The sequence below is a fragment of the Kitasatospora sp. NPDC058115 genome (assembly GCF_042884635.1).
Lineage (GTDB): Bacteria > Actinomycetota > Actinomycetes > Streptomycetales > Streptomycetaceae > Kitasatospora.
The window spans coordinates 37263-53109 of the sequence record NZ_JBHVTL010000031.1 but is presented as its reverse complement, the minus strand read 5'-3'; the positions used below and the strand labels follow the sequence as shown (position 1 = coordinate 53109).

Sequence of the window (15847 nt, the reverse complement as noted above, 5' to 3'; positions counted from 1 at the left end):
GCTCCTACGGGCGGAGAGGTTGTGTTCGGGGCACGTCCGCCCCTGATCCCCCGACCCCCAAGGAGTCATCCGTGCGACGTCTCACGGCCGTTCTCGGCACCCTCGCCGCCGGGACCGTGGCCCTCGCCCTGCCCACCACAGCCCTCGCCGCCACCGGAGAACTCGTCATCGCGCCGGACACGGTCATCACCAACCCGAGCGGCTGCTACAACTCGACGATCTCCCCGCTCATCGTGTTCAACGAAACCGACGGGTACGCCCTCGTGTACAGCGGCCCGAACTGTACCGGCAACGTGATCGCGGTCGTTCCCCCCGGCGGCGGGACGACCCAGGAGTTCGGCTCCTCCGTGCAGATCAGGTAGGACCCGCCGCGTAGGAAGTCGGCCAGTCCGACTTCCTACGCGACCGCGCCGGCCTCATGCTCCGGCACCGGCCGCCGCCGCCTCCAGGGTGGCGCGCCACAGGGGGCTGTCGACGTAGTGGTTGTCGTACCGCTCGGAGGAGTCCTTGATCTCCTGGGGGCTCGCCTCCCCCCGCATCACGCGGCCGAGGAGGCGCAGGTAGTCGAAGCGCGGCATGCCCGGGGTGAAGACGAACAGGACGTCGGCCTCGCGGCCGGGGGCGGCGGCGAAGGCGTGCGGGGTGTGCGGGGGGACGAGCAGGAGGTCGCCGGCGCCGAGGAGCTCGACCTTGTCGTCCAGCAGGACCTGGAGCGAGCCGCCGATCACGAAGAACAGCTCGGAGGCCCGGGTGTGGAAGTGGGCCGGAGCACCGACGGCGCCCTCGGCGAAGGTGGAACGGTAGCTGGTGACCGGGCTGCCGTCGGTGCCGCAGTCGGCGAGCAGGGTCATCACGCTGCTCGGGTCGCTGGTGGTCTCGGCGGTGGCGGCGCGGGTCAGCAGCGGCTTCTGCGGGCGGGCGTTCATGGTGGTTCTCCCCGGTCTCGGGCGGTCCCGGCTCCCCTGCCGTGACCTTGTGATGATCACTCTAGGGAGGATGGAGACCGGGGGTGAGGGGCATTTCCGGAGCAGAATCATGGGTCAATTCCGCACCGGAAACGCCCGAGGGCCGTACCCCCCAGCGGCGGGGTACGGCCCTCGGAGAGGCACTGCCGTCAGGCGGCCAGACGCTCCGCCGCCGCGTCCAGGCGGGCCAGGGTCCGCTCGCGGCCCAGCACCTCCAGCGACTCGAACAGCGGCAGGCCCACCGTGCGGCCGGTGACCGCGACCCGGATCGGCGCCTGCGCCTTGCCCAGCTTCAGCCCGTGCTCGGCGGCCACGGCCTCCAGCTCGTCCTTCAGTGCGGCGGCCTCGAAGGCCTCGACCGCGGCGAGCTTCTCCCGGGCGGTGCGCAGCAGGGCCAGCGCGACGTCCTTGTTCTTCATGGCCTTCGCCCACGACTGCTCGTCCTGGACCGGCTCGGCCAGGAACAGGAAGTCGACCTGCTCGACGATCTCGCCCAGCACCGCGATCCGGGACTGCGCGAGCGGCGCCAGCTCGGCGAAGGCCTTCTCGTCGAAGGCCTCGGCCGCCCACGGCGCGCGGTCGGCGGCCAGGTACGGGGCGCAGGCGGCGATGAAGGCGTCCACCGACAGGGCGCGGATGTACTCGCCGTTGAACGAGCGCAGCTTCTGCACGTCGAAGAAGGCCGAGGCGGCGTTCACCTCCGAGATCCGGAACAGCTGCTCCAGCTCGGCGTACGGACGGATCTCGACGTCGTCCTTCGGGCCCCAGCCCAGCAGCATCAGGTAGTTGACCATCGCCTCGGGCAGGTAGCCCTCGGCCAGGTAGTCCTCCAGCGCCACCTTGTCGCGGCGCTTGGACAGCTTCTGCCGCTTCTCGTTGACGATCACCGGCAGGTGCGCCCAGACCGGCGGGGTGGCGCCGAGCGCCTCCCACAGCAGCTGCTGCTTCGGGGTGTTCGAGAGGTGCTCCTCGCCGCGGATGACCTCCGTGACGCCCTGCTCCAGGTCGTCGACCACGTTGGCCAGCAGGAACACCGGGCTGCCGTCGCCGCGCGCGACCACGAAGTCCTCGATCGCGGAGTTCGGGAAGGCCGGCTCGCCGCGGATGAGGTCCACCACGACGGTGGTGCCCTCGTCCGGGGTGCGGAAGCGCAGCGCGCGGCCCTCGGCGTACTCCAGGCCCCGCTCGCGGCAGAAGCCGTCGTAGCCGGTCTGGGCGGAGCCGGAGCGCTCGGCGACCTGCTCGCGGGTGCAGTCGCAGTAGTAGGCCCGGCCGGCGGCGTACAGCTTCTCGGCGGCGGCGCGGTGGCTGGCGGCGTTGGCGGACTGGAAGTACGGGCCCTCGAAGCCCGGATCCCCCTCGTGGATGCCGATCGCGGCGAGGGCACTGATGATGCCGTCGGTCCACTCGGGCTTGTTGCGGGCCGCGTCGGTGTCCTCGATCCGCAGGACGAAGACACCGCCCTGCTGTCGTGCCGTCGCCCAGTTGTACAGCGCCGAGCGGGCACCGCCGACGTGGAACATGCCGGTGGGGCTCGGAGCGAAACGGACGCGGACGGGACGGGATACCTCGGTGGTCATGAAACCCAAGGGTATCGGGCCGGGGCGGGGTGCCCGGCACGCGCACCCCGCATCCGCCCGCATCCGCCCGGGTCAGCCCGCGTCACGCCCCCGGAAGGTGCGGCGGTACTCGCGGGGCGGGACGCCGAGGCGGGCGGTGAAGGGCGGGCGCAGCGAGACGGCGGAGGAGAAGCCGCAGCGGGCGGCGACGGTGTCGACGGGCAGGTCGGTGTCCTCCAGGAGGCGCTGGGCGGTGAGGATGCGCTGGTCGAGGAGCCAGCGCAGTGGGGTGGTGCCGGTGGTGGCGTTGAAGTGGCGGGCGAAGGTCCGTTCGGACATCACGGCGAGGGCGGCCATCCGGCGCACGGTCCAGGGCGTGTCGAGGGCGGCCAGGACCTCGGTGCGGACGCGGGTGAGGGGATCGTCGGACTCGGTGGGCTGCGGGACCGGGGAGGGGATGAACTGGGCCTGGCCGCCGGAGCGGAAGGGCGCGGTGACCATGGCGCGGGCGATCGCGGCGGCCGCCCGCTCGCCGTGGGCGGCGCGGACCAGGTGCAGGCAGAGGTCGATGCCGGCCGCCACCCCGGCCGAGGTCCAGAGCCCGCCCTCGCCGGTGAACAGCACCTCCGGGCGGACGTCCACCGCCGGGAAGCGGCGGGCCAGTTCGTCGGTGAAGGCCCAGTGGGTGGTGGCGGGGCGGCCGTCGAGGAGGCCGGCCTCGGCGAGCAGGAAGGCGCCCGCGCAGAGCGAGGCGAGGGCGATGCCCCGCGCGTGGACGGTGCGCAGGGCGGCGAGGACGGCGGGGTCGGCCGGTTCGTCGGGTCGCTGCATGCCGGGCACGACGACCAGGTCGCAGCCGGCCAGCGCGTCCAGCCCGAAGTCCGGGACGCGCTCCAGCCCGCCGTCGAAGCGGACCCGGGCGCCCTCCGGTCCGCAGATCCGCAGCTCGAACGGGGGCAGGCCGGGGCGGCTCCCCCGGTTGGCCCAGACCTCGCCGATCACGGCGTAGTCGAAGGGCCGGACACCGTCGAAGATCACGCATCCCACCGTCCGCATGGGGCGCCATGGTAGTGGCAGGATCGTATCGATGGGTGGCTCCACTGCCGCTCACCGCGCCGTCCGGGCCCGCCGCAGGATGGACGCATGACGAACACCAGCGCCCTCGACGCCCCGCTCACCATCGACTCCGACGCCGTTCTGGTCGTCATCGACGTCCAGAAGGGCTTCGAGGACTCCGCGTTCTGGGGCGAGCGCGACAACCCCGCGGCCGAGCAGCGGATCGGCGAGCTGATCGACGTGTGGCAGGCCACCGGACGGCCGGTCGTGACCGTCCAGCACGCGTCCGCGGCGGGCCCGCTCGCGAAGGGCACGCCCGGCTACGAGCTGAAGGACTTCGTGGCCGCGGTCACGCCCGACCTGCACGTCACCAAGACCGTGAACAGCGCCTTCTACGGCACCCCGGACCTGCACGCCTGGCTCCAGGAGCGGGGTGCCCGGCAGGTCGTCATCACCGGGATCATCACCAACGTCTGCAACGAGACCACCGCGCGGATGGCCGGCAACCTCGGCTACGACGCGGTCTTCCCGGTCGACGCCATGCACGCCTTCGACCAGACCGGCCCGGACGGCGTGACCGTCCCCGCCGCCGAACTCGCCCGCGCCACCCGGACGGTGCTGCACGCGATGCGGTTCGCCAAGGTGGTCACCACCGAGGCCGTGGTGACGGCGGCGAAGACCGGCGAGCCGGCCACCGTCAGCTGGTCCTGACCCGGCCGGCGGCGCCCGCCGCGGCCCCCGCCGGGAAGGTCCCGGCGAGGAACGCCTCCCAGCTGCGGGCGCCCCGGTCGGCCCCGGGCCCGGCCAGGTTGACGCCCTCCCGGTAGCAGCGGCCCACCGCGCCGGGGGCGCGCAGCGGCAGCATCGGACGGCGCTTGCCGGCGGCCGCCAGGTAGTCGCGGGTCAGGTCGCCCAGGGTGCGCACCGCCGGGCCGGCGAGGTCGGTGACGAGCCCGGCGGGCGCCTCCAGGGCCAGTTCGACCAGCCGCTCGGCGACGTCCCGGGCGTCCACCGGCTCCCAGCGGATGCCGTTGACCGCCGGGACGACGGGCAGCTTGGCCATCGCGGCCGCCGTCTTGAGCGCGAGGTCGTGGAACTGGGCGGCGCGCAGCGTGGTGAACGGGACGCCCGAGCCGGCGACGGCCTGCTCGGCGGCGTGCTTGGCCCGGAAGTAGCCGAGCGGCACCCGGTCGGCGGCGATCACCGAGATGTAGACGATGTGCCGCACCCCGGCCCGGCGGGCGGCGGCGACCAGGGTGCGGGTGGTGGCCTCGTCGTGCTTGGCGTCACCGGCCAGGTGCAGCACCACCTCGGCGCCGGCCACCGCCGCGTCCACGCCCTCCCCCGTCATCAGGTCGCCGGCCAGGTGGCGGACGCCGTCGGCGGCCGGGCGGGGGTTGCGGGTGAGCACCCGGACCTCCCGGCCCGCCGCGCGCAGCAGCGGCACCACGTGCCGGCCGAGGGTGCCGGTGCCGCCGGTCACCAGGACGGGGGCGGTGACCGGGCTGCCCGGGTTCGCCTGGCCGGTCGGGTTCGTCATGGTGGTCTCTCCTTCGTCGGCCGGAAGCCTGGCCTCCGGTGCAGCCGCTAGGTTTCGTGGTTCCGGAGCTTTGACTGACGGCGACGAAGGAATGTGACACGGGTGGACGAGAAATTTCTGGCCGCCGGATCCGCCGGATCCTCCCAGGCCGCGGAGCTGTTCGAGGCGCACCGTCCGCACCTGCGGGCGGTGGCCTACCGGATGCTGGGCTCGCTCGCCGAGGCGGAGGACGCCGTCCAGGACACCTGGCTGCGCTACGACCGCACGGACACCTCCGGGGTGGAGAACCTCGGCGGCTGGCTGACCACGGTGATCGGGCGGCTCTGCCTCACCCAGCTGCGCGCGCGGGCGCAGCGCCGCGAGGAGTCCTTCGAGTCGCACACCGAGACGGCCGGCGCCGAGCCGCCGCCGCGGATACCGGACCCGCTGATCGCGCGGGCGGACGCGCCGGACCCGGAGCAGGAGGTGCTGCTCGCCGACTCGGTGGGGCTGGCGCTGATGGTCGTCCTGGAGTCGCTCTCCCCCGCCGAGCGGGTCTCCTTCGTGCTGCACGACATGTTCGCCGTGCCGTTCGAGGAGATCGCCCCGCTGATCGAGAAGACGGCGGCCGCGACCCGTCAGCTGGCCAGCCGGGCCCGCCGCAAGGTGCAGGGCCGGGCGCCCGCGCCGGACCGGGACCTCGCCCGCCAGCGGGTGGCCGTCGACGCGTTCTTCGCCGCCACCCGCACCGGGGACCTCGACGCGCTGCTCGCCGTGCTGGACCCGGAGGTGGTGCTGCGGGCGGACGGCGACGTCGGCCGGGAGCGGCGTCCGGTGGTGCTGCGGGGGGCCCGGACGGTCGCGGGGCAGGCGGTCATGTTCCGCGGCCTGTCGCCGTACGCGCGCCCGGCGCTGGTCAACGGCGCGGCGGGGGTGGTGGTCATCGGCGCCCACGGCCGGGCGGTGTCGGTGATGGCGTTCACCGTGCTGGACGGCGTGATCGTGGCGATCGACGTGCTCAGCGACCCGGAGCGGCTGGCCGCGCTCGACCTGGCGGCGTTCGCGGACTGAGGCAGCACGGCGGCCGTCCCCGCGCACCGCAGGGGTGCGCGGGGACGGCCGTGCCGGGAGGGCGTCAGCCCTTCTTGGAGATGAAGTCGTACGCGCCGGCCGCGACGTCGTCCAGGTACGGGCCGGCCTGGAACTTCGGGTCGCCGGTGTGCTTGCCGACCGAGACGTTGCTGACCAGCGCCGGCTTGCCGTCCTTCACCGCCAGCCAGCCGCCGCCGCTGGAACCGCCGGTCATGGTGCAGCCGATGGTGAGCATCGGCGGGCGGGCCGGGTCGTAGGAGAGCCGGGTCGGCTTGCCGCTCTCGCAGCGGTTGAGCTCCATGCCGTCGTACGGCGGGGCCGCCGGGTAGCCGAACTCGGTGATGCCCAGCTGGTCGCGCGGGGCGTTGAACCAGACCGGCAGCGCGCCGCCGACCGTCTCCTCCAGCGACTTGCCGCCGTCGGCGGGCTGCACCCGGATGATCGCGAAGTCGTAGTGGGTGGCCGGGGAGCCGCCGTCGCCGCCCTCGGCCTTCCACTGCGGGGAGGTCACCGCCTGGGTGGCGTTCCAGACGCCGAACGGTGCGTACTGGGCCTCCTCGGCCTGCTTGCCGCCGCTCAGCGCGCCGGTGCTGTTGAAGGCCGGGATGAAGGAGATGTTGCTGTAGTACGAACCGCCCTTGCCCTGGTGGACGCAGTGACCGGCGGTCCACACCAGGTTGCTCTTGCCGGGGTGGGCCGGGTCGGCGACCACGGTGGCGGAGCACTGGTAGTGGCTCAGGCCGGCGGCCGCGTCGGCGCCGCTGCCGGGGGCGTCCGCGAACAGCTTGCCGTGCACGCCGGGCTTGGCGTACGGGTGCGGCAGCGGCTGGGCGTTGACGGTCCTGGGCAGCGGGTCGTTGCCGTTGTCGGCGGGCTGCGCGGGCGGGGCCGGCGGCTGCGCCGGGGCCTGCGACGGCTGGCCGGGCTGGGCCGGCGCCTGCGACGGCTGGGCCGGGGCCTGGGTCGGCTGCGCGGGCGGCTGGGCCGGCGGGGCCGGGGCCTGCGAGGCCGGCTGCTGGGTGGTGGACGGCTTGGGCGCCGCGGGCGGCGGCGTCGGGTGCCCCGGCTGGGTCGGCTGTCCGGCCGGCGGCTTGCCGGTCGCGGTGGACGGCGCGGACGGCGCACCGGGCGGGCTGGGCTGCGCCGGGGCCTGCGACGGCTGCGCGGGCGGGGCCGGCGGTGCGGCCGTGGGCGGAGCCGGCGGTGCGAGGGGCTCCGTGGGCTTGGCCTTGAGCAGCTTGTCCAGCGTCCAGAAGCCCTTGGCGGCGGCCGGGAGGGCGTAGTCCTTCGCCCACTTCTCCCAGTCCTCGAACTTCCACTTCTTCAGATCGTCGAGGTTGGCGGGCAGTCCCAGGTTCGGCCCCCCGGCCGGACCCGCTGCCGCGGTGACGGCCGAGTCGGCCGAGCTGTTGTCCGGCCCGCAGGCCGCGGTGGTGACCAGCGCGAGCGCGAGCGCCGAGGCCCCGAGGGCCGTCCTGGCGGTGCGCACGGTGCGGCGCCGGCCGACATTTCTGTCAGTCGATGACATGAAGTTCTGTTCCCCCTGTATGAAAAACACCCGGCGCCGCCGGAGCGGCGCCGGGTACTGCGCGGGGGAGTATTCCACTGATCGTCGGCCGGCCGCACGCCCCGCCCCGTCAGCGACCGACCGCGCCGTCCAGCCGCTCGCGCAGGATGTCGGCGTGACCGGCGTGCCGGCCGGTCTCCTCGATCATGTGCACCAGTAGCCAACGCATCGACGGCGCTTCGGAGTTGGGCCGGAGCGAGCGTGCGCCCGGGCGGTCGAGGCGGTCGGCCGCCGAGGCGATCACCGCATTGGTGCGGGCGATCGCCGCCCGGTACGCGGCGACCGACTCCGCCACCGTCTCGTCACCCGGCGAGGGCGCGTCGTCGTCCCACGGCTCGACGTCGTCGCCCCGGTAGGCCCAGAGGAACCAGTTGAGTTCGACGGCGGTGAGGTGGCGCACCAGCCAGAGCAGGCTGGTGCCGGAGGCGACGCCGGGCCGCCGGGCGTCCTCGTCACCGAGCCCGTCGGTCTTGGCGATCACGCTCTCGCGCAGGTAGTCGAGGATGGTGAGCAGGGTGCTGTACTCGTCGGCGTTGATCCCCGGCGGGCGCAGGTCACCCCGCCCGCTCGCGGCGGTGGAGTCGGTCATTGCGCCACCTTAACCACCGTCCTCGAACAGACGTACCGTCACCAGCCCTGGCCGTGCAGCCAGTCGGCGAGGTGGCGGGCGCAGTCGTCGACGCTCTCCCGCCAGGTGTGCCCGGCGCCGTCGCCCGCCTCGTCGCTGACGTGCTTGACCAGCCGGACCGGCAGACCGGCCCGGTGGGCGACGGTGGCGACGGCGTAGCCCTCCATGTCGACCAGGTCGGCGTGCCCGGCCAGGCGGTCGCGGGCGGCCGCGTCGGAGACGAACAGGTCACCGGTGGCCAGCACCGGGCCGTCGCCCTTGCCGACGACCAGCGGGGCGCCGTAGACGCGGCCGGTGAGGGCCTGGAGGGTCGGGGTGTCCAGGTCGTGCTGGATCACCTGGGTGACGGTGTGGGTGCCCTCCCAACCGGGGCGCAGGGCCCCGGCGGTCCCGAGGTTGACGACCTCGGAGGGGTGCGGGCCCCCGGCGAGGACGGTGGCCAGCGCGGCGGCGGCGTTGACCTTGCCGATGCCGGTCAGCAGCACCGGCAGGTGGTCGCCGAGATGGGCGGCCTCCTCCCGGACGGCGACGACGAGCAGCGGTCGGTCGGCGGAGATCGTTCCCAGAAGGCGCATGCCGCCATCGTACGGAGGCCCCGGCCGTCGCACCGGCGCACGAACCGCCCGCGCCGGGGAGTCGCCCCCGCAAACGGACCCGGACCCTCCGCTACGCCCGGGAACCGCGTAGGGTGCGTGCCGCGTCGACCCGTTCGCCGCCCGCCCGCGCCTCGGGGGCGGACCGGGCCGGGACGGACGGGAAGCCGCGGAGCACCGCGGGCAAGCAGAGCTCAAGATCCGCGCAACTCGGGTGTGGCCGCCGGGAGTGACGGCCATACTGCTGGCAACGGCCGGGCCCCGGAGACGGAGGGCGGGCCACTGGGGAGGGGGATGCTGGTGGCGACACCGGTGCGTATCGAGGGGCCGCGGGTGCCCGCGCCGCGGTCCGGCGGCACGGGAGCGGCGGTGGCCCCGCGGCCCGGGCCCGTCACCCGGCTGGGACGGGCCGCCCGGACGGCGCCGGGGCGGCTGCGGCTCGCCGGGGCGCTGCTCGCCGTGCTGGCCCTCGCGTTCGGCGCGCTGACCGCCGTCCAGCTGAACTCCCGGGCCGCGGCGGCCGAGCGGGTGGTCGGCTCCAGCCAGCCGCTCAGCCAGGCCGCCGCCGACATCAACCGCTCGCTGGCCGACGCGGACGCCACCGCGGCGAGCGGCTTCCTGCTGGCGGGCGCCGAACCGCGGGCCGTGCGGGAGCGCTACGAGCAGGACCTCAGGACGGCCTCCCAGCTGATCTCCGAGGCCGCCGCCCGCACCACCGCCTCCTCGGACCTCCAGGAGCTGCTCTCCTCGCTCAACCAGAAGGTGCCGGTCTACGCGGGGCTGGTGGAGAGCGCCCGGGCCAACAACCGCCAGGGCTTCCCGCTCGGCGGCGCCTACCAGCGGTACGCCTCCGAGCAGATGCGCACCGAACTGCTGCCGGCCGCCGCCCGGCTGTCGGCCGCCCAGAACGAGGTGCTGGCCGACGACCTGGCGCGGGCCCGGGCCACCCCGTGGGCCGGCTACGCGCTGGGCCTGGTGGCGCTGCTGGCCCTGGCCTGGGTGCAGCTGACGCTGTTCCGGCGGACCAACCGGGTCTTCAACATCGGGCTGCTCGCCGCCACCGCCTCCGTCCTGGCCGCGGTGCTCTGGCTGACGGTGAGCGCGACCGGCGCCGGCTCGGCGCTCGAACGCGGCGAGCGCGAGGGGGGCGCGCCGCTGCGGGCCCTCAACGCCGCCCGGGTGGACGTGCTGACCGCCCGGCTGGCGGAGAACCTGCACTACGTGTCGCGCGGCTCCAGCACCACCTACGCCAAGCTGTGGTCGACGAGCACCGGCCACCTCTGGACCCGCCCGGACGGCGGCGCGCCGACCGGCACCCTGGCCCAGGCCCAGGCGCTGGCACCGGCGGACGCCCGCGCCACGGTCGACCAGGCGCTGCGCGACTACGAGCAGTGGAACCAGCGGCACACCGCGGCCGGCGCGCTGGAGAACCAGGGCGACTACCAGGCCGCGCTGGACGCCACCGTGACGGCCCGGGAGGCGGACGTGCCGAACACCGCCGACGCCTCGTTCAGCTCCGCCGACCGGCAGTTGGCGCAGGCCGCCGTGCTGGAGGAGGGCCGCTTCCGGGAGGCGGCCCTGGGCGTCGACAAGGACCTGCGCACCGCGGCGGCGGGCGTCGCGGCGCTCGGCCTGGTGGCCGCCGCCGCGGCGCTGGGCGGCCTCGGCCGCCGACTGGCCGAGTACCGGTAGAGGGGGGACGGAGCGGATGGGCACGATCACGGACCGGGGACGGGGCCGCACCGCGGTGCTGCGCGCGGCCCGGACGGCGGCGGCGCTGGCGCTGCTGGCCTCCGGCGCGCTGGTGCTCGGCGCGGGCGGACCGCACGGCGGCGCCGGGGCCGGAGCACCGGCGCAGCTGCCGCTGGCGGCCGAGCAGGAGGGGGCCGAGCAGTCCGGGCAGGCGGAACAGTCCGGGCAGGCGGAGCCCTGCGACCTCTACCGGAGCGTCCCGCCGAGCAGCGTCGACGGCGCGGCGGTGCAGGCCATCAAGGCCCGCCGCAGCCTGGTCGTCGGCATCGACCTGAACAGCTACCGGTGGGGCTCGCGCAACCCCAACAACGGCCGGCTGGAGGGCTTCGACATCGACCTCGCGCGGGCGATCGGCACCGCGATCATGGGCGACCCGGAGAAGGTGGTGTTCAAGGCGGTGCCGACCGCCGACCGGATCAAGTACATCAAGGAGGGCCGGGTCGACATCATCGTCCGCACCATGTCGATCACCTGCGAACGGCTGGAGGAGATCGCCTTCTCCCGGCCCTACTTCACCACCAGCCAGCGGGTCCTGGTGCCCCGGACCTCGCCGGCCAGGAGCCTCGACGAGGCGCTGAACGGCACCACCGCGTGCGCGGCGACCGGCTCCTCCGCCCTGGAGGAGCTGAAGACCCGGCCGCTCAAGAAGCTCGTCCCGGTGGAGAACAACCTGGACTGCCTGGTGCTGATGCAGCTCGGCAAGGTCGACGCGACGATGACCGACGACGGCCTGGCGGCCGGCCAGGCGGCGCAGGACCAGACCGTCAAGGTGCTGGACGGCGAGGTGCGCCCGGGTGTGATGGGCGTGGCGATGCTGAAGGGCAGCACCGATCTGACGGCCCGGGTGAACCAGGTGCTCAACGACTACTACAACGGTGGCGCCTGGCGCCGCGCGTACGACACCTGGCTCAAGCCGTACCTGCTGGACGACGCCGACCGGCACTGGCCGACACCGCGGTGACGGCCGCACGGGCGGGGGCACGCGTTAGGGTCTGTCCGGCGGCCCCCGCCGGGGCCGGCAGCGGTCCCCGGGGACGCGGAACGGTGCAGGTGGAGCGAGCGGAGCGGGCGGAGGAGGGGAGAGAGCGATGGCGGCTTCGGCCGGCCCGGTCCTGAGCCGGGAGGAGGTGGACCGCGCGCTGGCGCGCCTCGGCGCGGAACGCGACGCGGTCGAGTCGGCGCTGCTCTCCCTCCAGGACCACCCGGGCCTGCGCCTGCTCGACGGCGCGGCGCTGGCCGGGCGGACCCAGGAGCGCTGGGCCGTCGCCGGGCAGGGCGTGCCGCTGCTCTGGGCGCTGTTCGACCGCTACTCCGAGGCGCTCGCCTCGGCCCGCGCGGTGCGGGCCCGCAAGGCCAGGCCCGGCGCGCCCGAACTCGCCGAGCTGAGCGAGCTGCTGACCGGCGACGCGGTCACCGTGCCCGGCGGCGCGCCGGACGGCCCGCAGCGCCTCGGCGCACCCGCCCGGCTGGTCGAACGGGTCAGCCTGGACGGGCTGATGGACCGGATGAACGCCTGGTACGCCACCGTCCTGGAGGTGGTCGCGGCGGCCGACGCGGTCTGGACGGCGCTGCCCGCCCGGATCGACCTGCTGATCGCCGAACTGCGCCGGGTGCAGACCCTGGCGGCCTCGCTCGGCGTGCGCTCCGGCACCCACCCGCTCGGCGACGACCTGGACGCGCTGGACGCCGACCTCGGCGGTCTGCGGACCGAGGTGCGCAGCGACCCGCTGGCGCTCTGGCGGCCCGCCCGCGTCCCCGCGCAGCGCGGCACGGTGCCGGACGGCGGCGCGCTCGCCACGCCGTCCGGGGTGGTGGACACCGAACGCTTCGACCTGGCCGGGCGGGCGCTGGACGACGTCCGGCTGGAGCTGGAGAACCTGCTGCGGCTGCGCGACGACGCCGAGGAGCGCCTGCAGGGCGTCGGGGACCTGCTGCAGCGGGCCGACGCCACGCTGGCCGAGGCCCGCCGGGCGCGCGGCGAGGTGCTGGCGAAGATCGCCGCCACCGAGGTGCCGGCCGTCCCCGGCCCGGCCTCGGCGCTGCGCGAACGGATCGTGGTGGCCCTGGACCTGCGGCAGAGCGGGCAGTGGTACCGGCTGGCGCCGCTGCTGGACGCGCTGGAGGACGCGGCGGCCAAGGAGCTGGCCCGGGCCCGGCAGTCGCTGACCGAGGTGACCCAGCCGCTGGCCGTCCGGGCCGAACTGCGCGGGCGCCTGGACGCGTACAAGGCGATGGCGGCCCGGTTGCGGATGGCCGAGGACCCGGAGGTGGTGGAGCGGTACGAGAAGGCGCGCTGGCTGCTGTGGAGCGCGCCGTGCGACCTGCGGGCGGCGGCCGCCGCGGTGGCCCGCTTCCAGCAGGCGCTGCGCCCGGCGGCGGAGCCCGACGGGAGCACGGGGGGCGGCATCGCGCCGGGCGGGGCGGAGCAGGGCGGGGCGGAGCAGGGCGGGGCGTGGGCCGGCGGGGAGCCGGTCGACGGACAGGCTGTCGACGGACGGGTAGAGGGGGGCCGAGGGTGATGGGCGAGACGTGCGGGCGGCCGGAGTGCGGCGGCACCGGGACGATCGACGCGGACGGCTACTGCGACGAGTGCGGGCTCGCGCCGGAGGGCACCTCGTCGGTGCGGACCACCGGCGGGACGGGCGCCACCGGAGCGAGCGGCACCGGGACGAGCGCCACCGGGCCGACGCCGTCCGCCCCGGCGGGCGCGGGCTCCCCCTGCCCGCGCGACTGCGCCGGGACGATCGACACCGACGGCTACTGCGACGAGTGCGGCCTCACCCCGCCCGGACCGGGGGCCCCGGCCGGCGGCGCCCCGACGTCCGGCTCCACGGCGTACACCTCCACCCTGGAGATCGTGTTCGACCCGGACACCGGATCGGCCCGCTCCTCGGCCCGCAGCGCCTCGGCCCGTTCGCTGTCCGGCCGCTCCCGCTCGCACCGCTCGACCCGCACCGGCAGCGGCCGCTCGGTCTCGGTGCGCAGCAGCCGCGGCAGCGCCACCGCCAACCGCCACCGCCTCGGCGCCGGCCTGGTGACGGTGCCCAGCGTCCCGGCCGCCGACCCGGCCGCGGCGGTGCTGGAGAACCCGGAGGTGCCGGAGCGCAAGCGGTACTGCTCCAAGTGCGACGCCCCGGTGGGCCGCGAGCGCAACGGCACGCCGGGCCGCCCGGAGGGCTTCTGCACCAAGTGCGGCACCCCGTACTCCTTCACCCCCAAGCTGCGCCGGGGCGACCTGGTCGGCGGCCAGTACGAGGTGGTGGGCTGCCTGGCCCACGGCGGCCTCGGCTGGATCTACCTGGCGGTGGACCGGCGGGTCAACGACAAGTGGGTGGTGCTCAAGGGCCTGCTCGACACCGGGGACGAGGACGCGCTCGCGGTGGCCGTCGCCGAGCGCCGGTTCCTGGCCGAGGTGGACCACCCGAGCATCGTGCGCATCATCAACTTCGCCGAGCACCCGGACCTGCGGACCGGCGCCACCGACGGCTACATCGTGATGGAGTACGTCGGCGGCAAGTCGCTCAAGGACATCGCCAACGAGCGCCGCACCCCGGACAACCGCCGCGACCCGCTGCCGGTCGAGCAGGCGATCGCCTACGCGCTGGAGGCGCTGCCCGCGCTGGGCTACCTGCACCAGCGGGGCCTGGTCTACTGCGACTTCAAGATCGACAACGTGATCCAGAGCGGCGACACCCTCAAGATCATCGACATGGGCGCCGTCCGCCGGTTCGAGGACGAGGGCCCGATCTACGGCACCATCGGCTACCAGGCGCCGGAGATCGCCACCGACGGCCCCTCCCCCGCCTCCGACCTCTACACGGTGGCCCGCACCCTCGCCGTCCTCAGCTTCGACTTCCAGGGCTACTCCACCACCTACCGGGACACCCTGCCCGGCCCGGAGTCCGTGCCCGCCTTCGCCGCCTACGAGTCCTACTACCGGCTGCTGGTGCGCGCCACCGACCCCGACCCGGCCCGCCGGTTCGCCTCCGCCGAGGAGATGGCCGACCAGCTCACCGGTGTGCTGCGCGAGGTGCTGGCGCTCCAGGACGGCCGGGCCCGGCCCGCGCCCTCCACCCTGTTCGGCCCCGAACTGCGCGTCGTCGACACCGAGTTGGTGGCCCCCACCGAATGGCCCGGCGAACTGCGGCTGGCCGCCGTCGACCCGCGCGCCACCGCGCTCGCCCTGCCCGTCCCCCGGATCGACCCCGCCGACCCCAACGCCGGCTTCCTCGCCACCCTGCTCGCCACCGACCCGCAGGAGGCGCTGGCCGCACTGGACGGCGCCCCGGCCGACTCGATCGAGCGCCGGCTGCGGGCGCTGCGCGCGCTGCTCGAACTCGGCAGCGCGCGGCAGGCCGCCGAGGCGCTCGCCGCACTGGAGCAGGACCACCCGGACGACTGGCGGGTGGTCTGGTACCGGGGCCTGGCCTCGCTGGCCGCCGCCGAGCCGCAGGACGGCCCGGACCCCGCCCCGGAGGCGGGCGCGCGCGAGCAGGCGCTGCGCGCCGCCGCCGAGGCCTTCGACGCCGTCTACGACGCCTTCCCCGGCGAGGCCGCCCCCAAGCTGGCCCTCGCCGCCTGCGCCGAACTCCTCGGCGACGGCGGCGACGCGGCCGAGTTCTACCGTCTGGTGTGGAGCACCGACCAGAGCTACCTGAGCGCCGCCTTCGGGCTGGCCCGGGTCCGGCTCGCCGGCGACGACCGGGCCGGCGCGGTCGCCGTCCTGGAGTCCGTCCCGGCCACCTCCAGCCAGTACACCGCCGCCCGGATCGCCGCCGTCCGGGCCCGGCTGCGCGAGCGGCCCCCCACCGACCCGCTCGGCGCCGATCTCGGCGCGAGCTCCGAGCAGCTGACCGCGCTGCGCCTGGACGACCGCCGCCGCGAGGAACTCGCCGTCGAGGTGCTCGGCGCGGCGCTCGGCTGGGTGACCGCCGGATCCCCCGGCGGGACGGCCGGCGGGGTCAGCGTGCTGGGACGGCCCGCGGTGGAAAGGGAACTGCGGTTCGCCCTGGAGCAGTCCTACCGGGTACTCGCCCGGTTGGCCGACCGGGCCGAAACAAGGATCGAGATGGTGGAGCGGGCCAACCGGGCCCGTCCCAGGACGTGGGTGTAACAG

At 75.2% G+C, this 15847-nt stretch carries 14 protein-coding genes; 7 read left to right on the top strand and 7 right to left on the bottom strand.

Annotation, left to right across the window (positions count from 1 at the left end; genetic code table 11):
• Positions 1-71: 71 nt before the first annotated feature.
• Positions 72-362: a hypothetical protein gene (locus ACFVVL_RS29015; protein WP_380287593.1), complete on the top strand. Its 291-nt coding sequence runs from the start codon at positions 72-74 to the stop codon at positions 360-362.
• Between the two features lie 54 nt (positions 363-416).
• Here the strand turns inward: ACFVVL_RS29015 and ACFVVL_RS29010 are convergent, their stop codons facing one another.
• The 3 genes from ACFVVL_RS29010 to ACFVVL_RS29000 all read right to left on the bottom strand — a co-directional run bounded on the left by ACFVVL_RS29010 (position 417) and on the right by ACFVVL_RS29000 (position 3580).
• The gene (locus tag ACFVVL_RS29010) at positions 417-926 is read right to left on the bottom strand and encodes a cupin domain-containing protein (RefSeq protein ID WP_387680393.1); all 510 of its coding nucleotides are present in this window, start codon (positions 924-926) and stop codon (positions 417-419) included.
• Positions 927-1114: 188 nt separating this feature from the next.
• Complete coding sequence (gene gltX, locus ACFVVL_RS29005) at positions 1115-2488, bottom strand: glutamate--tRNA ligase (protein ID WP_387680472.1); 1374 nt, start codon at positions 2486-2488, stop codon at positions 1115-1117.
• A 129-nt stretch (positions 2489-2617) separates the two neighbouring features.
• On the bottom strand, positions 2618-3580 hold the full coding sequence (locus ACFVVL_RS29000; RefSeq protein WP_380287595.1) for a GlxA family transcriptional regulator: 963 nt from the start codon (positions 3578-3580) through the stop codon (positions 2618-2620).
• Positions 3581-3667: 87 nt separating this feature from the next.
• Here ACFVVL_RS29000 and ACFVVL_RS28995 point away from each other — a divergent pair, with 87 nt between their 5' ends.
• Positions 3668-4291, top strand: coding sequence for a cysteine hydrolase family protein (locus ACFVVL_RS28995; RefSeq protein WP_387680390.1), 624 nt, complete (start codon positions 3668-3670; stop codon positions 4289-4291).
• Here the strand turns inward: ACFVVL_RS28995 and ACFVVL_RS28990 are convergent.
• Positions 4278-5120 carry an SDR family oxidoreductase gene (locus ACFVVL_RS28990; protein WP_387680387.1) on the bottom strand — a complete coding sequence of 281 codons (843 nt, stop codon included), beginning with the start codon at positions 5118-5120 and terminating at the stop codon, positions 4278-4280. The two genes, ACFVVL_RS28995 and ACFVVL_RS28990, sit on opposite strands and share 14 nt — an antisense overlap.
• A 102-nt stretch (positions 5121-5222) precedes the next feature.
• Here ACFVVL_RS28990 and ACFVVL_RS28985 point away from each other — a divergent pair, with 102 nt between their 5' ends.
• The gene (locus ACFVVL_RS28985; protein ID WP_387680384.1) at positions 5223-6170 is read left to right on the top strand and encodes a sigma-70 family RNA polymerase sigma factor; all 948 of its coding nucleotides are present in this window, start codon (positions 5223-5225) and stop codon (positions 6168-6170) included.
• A 64-nt stretch (positions 6171-6234) separates the two neighbouring features.
• On the opposite strand, the gene ACFVVL_RS28980 is transcribed toward ACFVVL_RS28985, so the two are convergent.
• The 3 genes from ACFVVL_RS28980 to ACFVVL_RS28970 all read right to left on the bottom strand — a co-directional run bounded on the left by ACFVVL_RS28980 (position 6235) and on the right by ACFVVL_RS28970 (position 8961).
• Positions 6235-7719, bottom strand: a complete 1485-nt coding sequence (locus tag ACFVVL_RS28980; RefSeq protein ID WP_387680382.1) for a trypsin-like serine peptidase — start codon at positions 7717-7719, stop codon at positions 6235-6237.
• 109 nt (positions 7720-7828) lie between these two features.
• Positions 7829-8347, bottom strand: coding sequence for a DinB family protein (locus tag ACFVVL_RS28975; protein WP_387680379.1), 519 nt, complete (start codon positions 8345-8347; stop codon positions 7829-7831).
• Positions 8348-8385: 38 nt separating this feature from the next.
• Positions 8386-8961 (bottom strand): nucleosidase, encoded by a 576-nt coding sequence (locus tag ACFVVL_RS28970; protein ID WP_380287601.1) that lies wholly within the window; start codon positions 8959-8961, stop codon positions 8386-8388.
• A 387-nt stretch (positions 8962-9348) separates the two neighbouring features.
• On the opposite strand from ACFVVL_RS28970, the gene ACFVVL_RS28965 reads away from it, so the two are divergent.
• The 4 genes from ACFVVL_RS28965 to ACFVVL_RS28950 all read left to right on the top strand — a co-directional run bounded on the left by ACFVVL_RS28965 (position 9349) and on the right by ACFVVL_RS28950 (position 15844).
• Positions 9349-10671 (top strand): hypothetical protein, encoded by a 1323-nt coding sequence (locus ACFVVL_RS28965; RefSeq protein WP_387680376.1) that lies wholly within the window; start codon positions 9349-9351, stop codon positions 10669-10671.
• A 16-nt stretch (positions 10672-10687) separates the two neighbouring features.
• Positions 10688-11692 (top strand): glutamate ABC transporter substrate-binding protein, encoded by a 1005-nt coding sequence (locus ACFVVL_RS28960; protein ID WP_387680373.1) that lies wholly within the window; start codon positions 10688-10690, stop codon positions 11690-11692.
• A gap of 127 nt (positions 11693-11819) precedes the next feature.
• Positions 11820-13250: a hypothetical protein gene (locus tag ACFVVL_RS28955; RefSeq protein WP_387680371.1), complete on the top strand. Its 1431-nt coding sequence runs from the start codon at positions 11820-11822 to the stop codon at positions 13248-13250.
• Entirely contained in the window at positions 13250-15844 is a 2595-nt protein-coding gene (locus ACFVVL_RS28950; RefSeq protein WP_387680369.1) for a tetratricopeptide repeat protein, read from the top strand. Before ACFVVL_RS28955 ends, ACFVVL_RS28950 begins: the two co-directional genes overlap by 1 nt.
• Positions 15845-15847 lie beyond the last annotated feature (3 nt).

Bases quoted from the DNA above. Each gene is read 5' to 3' on its own strand.
- ACFVVL_RS28955 (WP_387680371.1), top strand. From the start codon at position 11,820: ATGGCGGCTTCGGCCGGCCCGGTCCTGAGCCGGGAGGAGGTGGACCGC.
- ACFVVL_RS28950 (WP_387680369.1), top strand. From the start codon at position 13,250: ATGGGCGAGACGTGCGGGCGGCCGGAGTGCGGCGGCACCGGGACGATC.
- gltX (WP_387680472.1), bottom strand. From the start codon at position 2,488: ATGTTCCACGTCGGCGGTGCCCGCTCGGCGCTGTACAACTGGGCGACG.
- ACFVVL_RS28975 (WP_387680379.1), bottom strand. From the start codon at position 8,347: ATGACCGACTCCACCGCCGCGAGCGGGCGGGGTGACCTGCGCCCGCCG.
- ACFVVL_RS29000 (WP_380287595.1), bottom strand. From the start codon at position 3,580: ATGCGGACGGTGGGATGCGTGATCTTCGACGGTGTCCGGCCCTTCGAC.
- ACFVVL_RS28970 (WP_380287601.1), bottom strand. From the start codon at position 8,961: ATGCGCCTTCTGGGAACGATCTCCGCCGACCGACCGCTGCTCGTCGTC.
- ACFVVL_RS29010 (WP_387680393.1), bottom strand. From the start codon at position 926: ATGAACGCCCGCCCGCAGAAGCCGCTGCTGACCCGCGCCGCCACCGCC.
- ACFVVL_RS28960 (WP_387680373.1), top strand. From the start codon at position 10,688: ATGGGCACGATCACGGACCGGGGACGGGGCCGCACCGCGGTGCTGCGC.
- ACFVVL_RS28990 (WP_387680387.1), bottom strand. From the start codon at position 5,120: ATGACGAACCCGACCGGCCAGGCGAACCCGGGCAGCCCGGTCACCGCC.
- ACFVVL_RS28980 (WP_387680382.1), bottom strand. From the start codon at position 7,719: ATGTCATCGACTGACAGAAATGTCGGCCGGCGCCGCACCGTGCGCACC.
- ACFVVL_RS28995 (WP_387680390.1), top strand. From the start codon at position 3,668: ATGACGAACACCAGCGCCCTCGACGCCCCGCTCACCATCGACTCCGAC.